The following is an 8,080-nucleotide window of genomic DNA, read 5'->3' on the forward strand; positions in this document are numbered from 1 at the left end:
CCACATCCGGCGGCCGTCAAAAGCCATCAGCCCGGCGTTGCACAAGCCGATGGCCCGCTCCTCCGGCGTGGCGTCGAGGTATTCCACGATCCTGATCAGGCCGCCATCGGCATCCTGCACCAGGCGACCATAAGCCTTGGGATCATCAGGGCGCATGCCCAGCACCGCCACGGCTGGGTTGCCAGCTCCGCGTCGCGCCTCCACCAGCAGGGACAGCGTCTCCGGCCGCACCAGGGGGGTGTCGCCGAACAGCACCAGCACGTCGCCGTCGAAATCGCCCAGGCCCGCGCGCGCCGCCTTCACGGCGTCCGCCGTGCCCAGCTGGTTGGGCTGCAGCACGGTCGCGTGCGGCGCCACGGCCTTGGCCACGCTTTCCTGCCCGGGGCCCACCACCACGATGACGCGTTCGGGGTTCAGGGCCGCCGCCGCGCGCAGGACGTGGGCCACCATGGGCTCATTGGCGATGGGGTGAAGGACCTTGGGCAGGTCGGACTTCATCCGCGTGCCCTTGCCGGCGGCCAGGACAATGCAGGCGAGGGCGGTCGAAGTCTGGGCGGTCGCCGTCGGAAGAGACATGGGCGCTAACCTTTGAAACGGCTGGTCGGGGCATCGTCAGATGGGATGAAGCCCGCCCCGACGCCATTGCCAGCGAGGTCCCCTTACTGCCACAACGAGGGTGTCATGCGAAACCGCCTTCGCCCGGATGCCGCCCCATGAATCCCTTGCCCTCCACCGGCCTGCCCGCAGCCGTGCTGTTCGATTTCGACGGAACACTGATCGACAGCGCGCCGGACATCCTGACCGGCATCAACCGCTTGCTGGATGAGGAGAACCTGCCGCCCCTGGACTTGGCGCAGGTGCACCAGTTCATTGGCGACGGCGCGCCCATGCTGGTCACCCGCACCTTTGCCGCCGTGGGCCGCCCCCTGGATCCCGACTCGGTCCCGGCCATGACCGACCGCTACATGGCGATCTACGAGGCCCTGCCGGCCGACCCGTCCTGCGTCTTCCCCGGCGTGGTCCCGACCCTGGCCGCCCTGAGTGAGCGCATCCCCCTGGGCCTGGTGACCAACAAGCCGGAGCGGGCGACCCATGCGGTGCTGGCGGCCATCGGCCTGGCCCCCTATTTCAAGGCGGTGGTCGGCGGCGACACGCTGCCCACCCGCAAACCCCATCCGGGCCCCCTGCTGCACGCCATGGCCCAGTTGGGCACCGCCCCCGCCCAAACGGTCATGGTGGGGGACGGCGCCAACGACGTGACCGCCGGCCGCGCCGCCGGCACCCGCGTCGTCTGCGTCACCTTCGGCTATCCGCGCATGCCGGTGGACATGCTGGGGGCCGACCGCCTGGTCGATCATTTCCACGACCTGCCGGCCGCCCTGCTGGATCTGTGACGTCACGGCACCGTCGCTCAACCATGGAAGTGGCGGAGGCCCCCCAATCCCGTGTAGTCATGCGGCGATGCCACACGATGACGTTGGCTTTGGGGCGTGGCTATGGGGGGGCGTGGCTATGGGGGGCGTGTCGACCATGGACCGGACAGCATGGGCGCGTATCATCGCCGTCGGCGCAGCCGCTCTGCTGTTCTCGGTCGCGGAGTTCCGGCTGGTCAGCTTCCTCTTCATGGACCAGATCCTGCCCAACGTGCAGGCGGCGGCGGGTGTGCTGGACGGGCTGCCGCATTGGCGCGTCTATCAGTCGCGGGTGCTGGGCCCCCTGGTCATGGCCGCCATCCACGGTGTCGGCCCCTCCTGGATCAACGCCTATTACATCACCGGTATCGGCGGCCTGACCGCCACGGCCCTGGTGATGTTCCGCGTGGGCCAGCGGCTGGGCGATGCCGCCGGCGGCTGGGCGGCGATGCTGGGACTGTTCGTCCTGTTCGCCCTGTTCCTCAGCCGCCCTTGGCTTTACGTCTGGGACTTCTTCGTCCTGCTGGTCGGCGCCGTCTTTCTGCTGTTGGTGGTGCGGCGGGCGTCGTGGTGGGCCTTCCTGGCGCTGATGGCTGTGGCCTTTTTCAACCATGAAAGCGCGTTGTTCATCGCCATTTGGATGGCGGTGCAGGGCCTGGCTGACAACTGGGCCCGGTGGCGGCTGGATTGGCGCCGCTGGGAATGGGGTTTGCTGGGCGGCGGCGTCCTGGGCGGCATCGCCGGGCTGGAACTGGTCGAACTGCTCCGCACCCTATTGCTGAAGCGCGAGATCGGCCCGGAAATCTTCGGCGACGTGAGCCGGATCGGCGATCACGGCGATCAGATCCACATCAAGTTGCTCGATAATCTCCAGGCCACCGCCACGTGGTTCACCCACGCCGATTACGCCTTCAACCTCCTGATCCCCCTGGCGCTGCTGGCCGCCGTGGCCGTGGCCGCCGTCCTGCTGGCCCGGCACCGGCTGAAAATGTTGGGCGTGGCGGCCTACATCGCCACCCAGGCGGCCGCCCTGTACATCGCGGCAGTCCTGGCGGAAACGCGCGTGCTGCTGCAACTGGCCCCTTTCCTGGCGGCCGCACCCCTGCTGCTGACCTGGAGCGGCTGGCGGGACGACGAAGCCAGCTCCTGAAGGGGCGGCCCTTACTTCGCGGGGGCCGCCGGTTGCTTCACACCGCCATCCTTGACGGTGATGGTGTAGGTCTGCGTCTGCGCCTTCCCCATGGGCCAGAACACCTGGACCAGGAGGATGTCAGTGCCCGTGAAGCCGGGGGCCGGCTGGTACCAGAGTTGCTGGCTGGGGGCGGCCGCCTTGTTGCAGGCGGCATGGGGATTGCCAGCGGCATAGGAGGGATAGTCCTTGCCCTCGCGCACGACGGCCGTACCGTGGCCCGGCGGGTTGAGGACGCGCACATCCAGGCCCGGCATGACCGTGCAGTCCTCATGCAGCGACACGAAATAGGCCAGTTGGCGGTCCTGCCCGGACGGCACCGTGCGGGTGGCGGAAATATGGTCGGCCGACGACGCCAGCGCCGCAGAATTGAAAACCGGGGCGGTGGCACCGCCATTCGCGTTCAGGGTGACAGGGGTCACATCCACCCGTTGCATGCAACCGGCGGCCAAGGCTAGGGTCGCGGCAACACCAATCAAACGCCCAGCGGTCATCACATCCCCATTTGATGGACAGGCGCCACAGTCGAACGCCACCCGCACAGGTCGCATCATTCCAATGGATGCAGCCATGTGACAAACGGCCGCCCCAGGGGGCATTCCTGGGGCAGCCGCTCATAAGGTCATACGCTCGTAGGTGGCTGCCGCCGCATCAGCCCAGGCGGGACAACGCCTCGGCCAATTTGTCGCGGGTGCCTTCGGCCTCGGCGCGGCGCTCACGCTGCTCCTCGATCACCTCGGGCGGGGCCTTGTCGACAAAGTTGGGGTTGCCCAGCTTGGCGTCGACCTTGGCGATCTCCCCCGCCAGCTTCTGGATTTCCTTGGCCAGGCGGGCCTTTTCCTTGGCCAGGTCGATGAAGTCCGCCAGGGGCAAAACCAGCGTCGCCTCGTCCACCACCGCCTGCACAGCACCGGTGGCCGGGGCGTCGTCCGTCAGGGTGATGTCCGACAGGCGGGCCAGCTTCAGGATCAGGTCGCGGTGGGTGTTCAGGCGCGCGGCGGTGTCGGCCCCGGCCCCCTTCACCAGCAGCGGCAACTGGGCAGACGGCGGCACATTCATCTCCGACCGGATGGTGCGGATGGTGGAGATGAAGCGCACCACCCAATCCATCTCGGCTTGGGCGCCGGCATCCTTGTAGGCGGCCGGATAGTCCGGCCAGGCGGCGGTGATCAGATCACCCCGATCCTGTCCCTCGCCCAGCTTCTCCCACAGTTCCTCCGTCAGGAAGGGCATGATGGGATGCAGCAGGTGCAGGATCTGGTCCAGCACCCAGGCGGTGACGGCGCGGGTCTCGGCTTTCGCCGCCTCATCCTCGCCCTGCAGGATGGGCTTGGTGAATTCCAGGTACCAGTCGCAGAAGCTGCCCCAGGCAAAGTGGTACAGGGCGTTGGCGGCATCGTTGAAACGATAGCCCTCCAGCGCCTCGGTCACCTGGGCGGCACAATCGGCCACGGCGCCCACGATCCAGCGGTTGACCGTCTGGGTCAGGCTGGCGGGCGCGAAGCCCGGCACCGGCGCCACCTGGTTCATCTGTGCGTAGCGGGCGGCGTTCCACAGCTTGGTCGCGAAGTTGCGGTAGCCCTCGACGCGGGACGTCGCCAGCTTGATGTCGCGGCCTTGGGCCGCCATGGCCGTCAGCGTGAAGCGCAGGGCGTCGCAGCCATACTGGTCGATCAGGTCCAGCGGGTCGATGACGTTGCCCTTGGACTTCGACATCTTCTGCCCCTTCTCATCCCGCACCAGGGCGTGGATGTAGATGGTGCGGAAGGGCACGTCGCCCATGAAGTGGATGCCCATCATCATCATGCGGGCGACCCAGAAGAAGATGATGTCGAAGCCGGTGACCAGCACATCGCCCGGGTAATAGCGCGCCAGTTCCGGCGTCTTTTCCGGCCAGCCCAGGGTGGAGAAGGGCCACAGGGCGGAGGAGAACCAGGTGTCGAGCACATCCGGGTCACGGGTCAGCGGGGTGGCGGCGCCGTAGTGGGCGTCGGCCTGCGCCTGCGCCTCGGCCTCCGTCTCGGCGACGAAGAACTTGCCATCCGGCCCGAACCAGGCGGGGATCTGGTGGCCCCACCACAGCTGGCGGCTGATGCACCACGGCTGGATGTTGCGCATCCACTCGTAATAGGTGTTTTCCCACTGCCTGGGCACGAACTGGGTCTTGCCCTGCTCCACCGCTTCCAGGGCGGGCTTGGCCAGGGTCACGGCGTCGCAGTACCACTGATCGGTCAGCCACGGCTCGATGACCACGCCGCTGCGGTCACCATGCGGCTGCATCAGGGTGTGCGGGTCGATCTTTTCCAGCAAGCCCAGGGCCTCGATCTCCTCCACCACCTTCTTGCGGGCGGCGAAGCGATCCAGGCCCTGGTACTCAGGCGGCGCGTGCTCGTTCAGCTTCGCGTCCCGGTCGAACAGGTTGATCATGGGCAGGTTGTGCCGCTTGCCGACCTCGAAGTCGTTGAAGTCATGAGCCGGTGTGATCTTCACGGCACCGGTGCCGGTCTCGGGGTCGGCGTATTCGTCGGCGACGATGGGAATGCGGCGTCCGGTGATGGGCAGGATGACGTTCTTGCCCACCAGGTCCTTGTACCGCTCATCCTCCGGATGCACGGCCACGCCGGTGTCGCCCAGCATGGTTTCCGGCCGGGTGGTCGCGACCGTGATGTAGGTCCCCTCCATGCCTTCCACCGGATAGCGGAAGTACCACAGGCTGCCCTTCACCTCCTTCTGCTCGACCTCCAGGTCGGAGATGGCGGTGTGCAGCTTGGGGTCCCAGTTCACCAGCCGCTTGTCGCGGTAGATCAGACCCTGGCGGAACAGCTCCACGAACACCTTGCGGACGGCGGCGTTCAGGCCCTCGTCCATGGTGAAGCGCTCACGCGACCAGTCGGGGGAGGCGCCCAGGCGGCGCAGCTGACGGGTGATGGTGCCGCCGGATTCGGCCTTCCATTCCCAAACCCTCTGCAGGAAACCTTCACGTCCCAGGTCGTGGCGCGTCTTGCCTTCCTTGGCCAGGTTGCGCTCCACCACCATCTGGGTGGCGATGCCGGCATGGTCGGTGCCGGGCTGCCACAGGGCATCGCGACCGCTCATGCGGTGATAGCGGATCAGCAGGTCCTGCAGGGTGAATGTCAGCGCGTGGCCCATGTGCAGGCTACCCGTCACGTTGGGCGGCGGCATCATGATGGTGTAGGGCTGGGCGTTGCTGTCCACATGGGCGGCGAAGGCGCCGGAGCGCTCCCACCGCTCATAGCGGCTGCTTTCGACATCGGCGGGGGAGAAGGTCTTGTCCAGCATGGCGGGCACCTGAAATCACGGGCTCAAAAAGCAAAAGAAAGGGGCGGCGCGGGTTCCGGCGCCGCCCCTGACCTAGGCCAAGGTTTATCGAAGCGGCGCGCCTCAGTCGAGTCCGCGCCGTACCACCTTCTCGATCTCGCGCTTGACCAGCCGCTCGACCAGTGAGGGCAGGTTCTCATCCAGCCATTCGCGCAGGATGGGGCGGACCAGGACGTGCACGATCTCCTCCAGCGTGGTGTCGGACCGGCCGATCGGCCCCTCCCCGGTCAGGCTGGGCCCTCCGCGGCGGAAGCCGGACAGGCCGGAGAAGGCGCGGCTGGCGGCCTCCTCCGTGAATTCCGACATCAGCCGGTCATCGTCCATCGGCGGCGGCGGCCGGCGCGGTGGCGGGGGCGGCGGCTCATAGGCGAACGGATCCGGCAGCGGCTCGGGCTCCGGCTCGTCCGGCACGATGTCCGTCAGCTCCAGCACATCGTCCTCGGGCGGGGGCGGGGGCGGAGGCGGCGGTGGGGGCGGCGGAGGCGGTGGCATGGGCACCGCCTCGAAAATATCGTCCTCCGGCGGGGGCGGAGGCGGCGGTGGGGGCGGAGGCGGCGGCTCCTCGGCCGGCGGGGCGTCCGTGTCTTCAGAAATGATCCGCCGGATGGAGGCGAGGATTTCCTCCATGGAAGGTTCTTGTTGTGACTTGTCAGCCATTGTTGCCTAACCTGACCTATAACGGCGTGGACCTGTAACCGCGCGGGCGCCTGCACCGACGTTCGGGGCAGCCTAGGGCAAGAACAGTAAAAATGCCATTGGGTTAATCGCCGCCCACGGGCGGCGCCAATGCTGCCGTATTCCCCGCCCGCGACCGTCGCCTGCTCCCGCCATTGCTTCGTCCCACCAAGAACAGGGTGGGGCGGCACTTTTGCCCAAAAGAAAAGGGCGACCCCGGTTGATGGGGCCGCCCTGGCTTCTCGACAGCATCCCGAAGCCGGGCGCCTTTTCGATGGTCTTACTTCTCGATGGCCCTACTTTTCGATGGACGGCCCCCAGAGCTTGTCCTTGACCTCTTCGTAATGGGCCTTGGCATCGTACAGCGGCACGTTCAGGCCCAGCTTGGCGGCGGTCAGCTCACCCACCGACGACAGCACCTGGTACGACGCCACCTGCTCGTCATGCTGGGCGCGGACCAGTTCCACCTTGGCGTTCACCAGTTCCTGTTCGGCGTTCAGCACGTCCAGGATGGTGCGCGAACCCACCGACTGTTCCTGCCGCACGCCTTCCAGCGCGATTTCGTTGGAGGCGACGGCGCTTTTGTACGCCTCAATGGCGGCGCGGGCGGTCACCAAGGCCTGCCAGGACTTCACGGCCGTCTCGTCGGCGGAGCGCACGGCTTCCATGACCTGGGTGCGGCGCTGCTGTTCCGTCTGCTTGGCGCTACGTACCTTGGCGGAGGTGCCGCCGCCCTCGTACAGCGGAATGGTGACGCGGGCGGAGATGACCGCCGTGTCGTACTGGACGTTGGGCGCTGACTGGTCCCAGTTGCGGTAGTACTGGGCGCTGGCCGACAACTGCGGCAGCATCTGGCCGAAGGCGCCATCCACCGCGTCCTGCGAGGCCTTGTGGTTGTAGCGCGCGGCCACGACCACGGGCGCCGACACCTCGGCGGCGGCCACGGTCTCCTCCTGGTTCACCGGCAGGCGCGCAGCACGGGCCGGCTGTTTCAGCGTGCCAGGCATCTGGCCCACCAGCTTGGCATACGTGGCGCGACTGGCGGCCAGGTTGCCCTGGGCGGAAATGCGGTCGGCGGTGGCGCCGGCCAAACGCGACTCGGACTGGCTGACGTCCGTGCGGGTCAGCTCACCCACGCGGAAGCGATCGCGGGATGCTTCCAACTGGCGGGTCAGCACCTGCTCGTTATTGATGTTCAGGTCCAGGACGGCCTGGTCGCGCACCACGTCCAGATAGGCGGTGGCGGCGGCCAACAGCACCGACTGCTCGGTGTCCAGCAGACTGGCGCGCCCGGCTTCCACCTGGTTTTCCGCCTGGCTGATGCCCGCCTGGATGGTGCCGCCGGCATAAATGGCCTGGTTGATGGTGACGCCAGTCTGCGCCGGGTTCATATGCTCGATGAAGCGGCCCTGGCTCAGACGCTCCTTGCCCACGTTGCCGTCGGCGGTGATGGTCGGCAGCATCG

At 67.4% G+C, this 8,080-nt stretch carries 7 protein-coding genes; 2 read left to right on the forward strand and 5 right to left on the reverse strand.

What is annotated here, in order from left to right:
* Positions 1-576: NTP transferase domain-containing protein (locus I55_RS09655; RefSeq protein ID WP_044560321.1), on the reverse strand; the 576-nt coding region annotated here is incomplete at its 3' end.
* A gap of 137 nt (positions 577-713) precedes the next feature.
* Between I55_RS09655 and gph the strand changes: the two genes are divergently transcribed.
* Together gph and I55_RS09665 are read left to right on the forward strand one after the other, a co-directional pair.
* Positions 714-1,394: a phosphoglycolate phosphatase gene (gph, locus tag I55_RS09660; RefSeq protein WP_044560322.1), complete on the forward strand. Its 681-nt coding sequence runs from the start codon at positions 714-716 to the stop codon at positions 1,392-1,394.
* Positions 1,395-1,530: 136 nt separating this feature from the next.
* Positions 1,531-2,562, forward strand: coding sequence for a hypothetical protein (locus tag I55_RS09665; protein ID WP_148293655.1), 1,032 nt, complete (start codon positions 1,531-1,533; stop codon positions 2,560-2,562).
* An 11-nt stretch (positions 2,563-2,573) separates the two neighbouring features.
* Here the strand turns inward: I55_RS09665 and I55_RS09670 are convergent, their stop codons facing one another.
* From I55_RS09670 to I55_RS09685, 4 genes are all read right to left on the reverse strand, one after another.
* Complete coding sequence (locus tag I55_RS09670; protein ID WP_148293656.1) at positions 2,574-3,095, reverse strand: hypothetical protein; 522 nt, start codon at positions 3,093-3,095, stop codon at positions 2,574-2,576.
* A gap of 157 nt (positions 3,096-3,252) precedes the next feature.
* Positions 3,253-5,901 (reverse strand): valine--tRNA ligase, encoded by a 2,649-nt coding sequence (locus I55_RS09675; RefSeq protein ID WP_044560325.1) that lies wholly within the window; start codon positions 5,899-5,901, stop codon positions 3,253-3,255.
* A gap of 102 nt (positions 5,902-6,003) precedes the next feature.
* Positions 6,004-6,432, reverse strand: coding sequence for a PopZ family protein (locus tag I55_RS38990; protein ID WP_286364295.1), 429 nt, complete (start codon positions 6,430-6,432; stop codon positions 6,004-6,006).
* 479 nt (positions 6,433-6,911) lie between these two features.
* A partial coding sequence (locus tag I55_RS09685; protein WP_044560327.1) for a TolC family outer membrane protein occupies positions 6,912-8,080 on the reverse strand: 1,169 nt, incomplete at its 5' end.

The organism is Azospirillum sp. B4 (assembly GCF_000333275.1).
Taxonomy (GTDB): domain Bacteria; phylum Pseudomonadota; class Alphaproteobacteria; order Azospirillales; family Azospirillaceae; genus Nitrospirillum.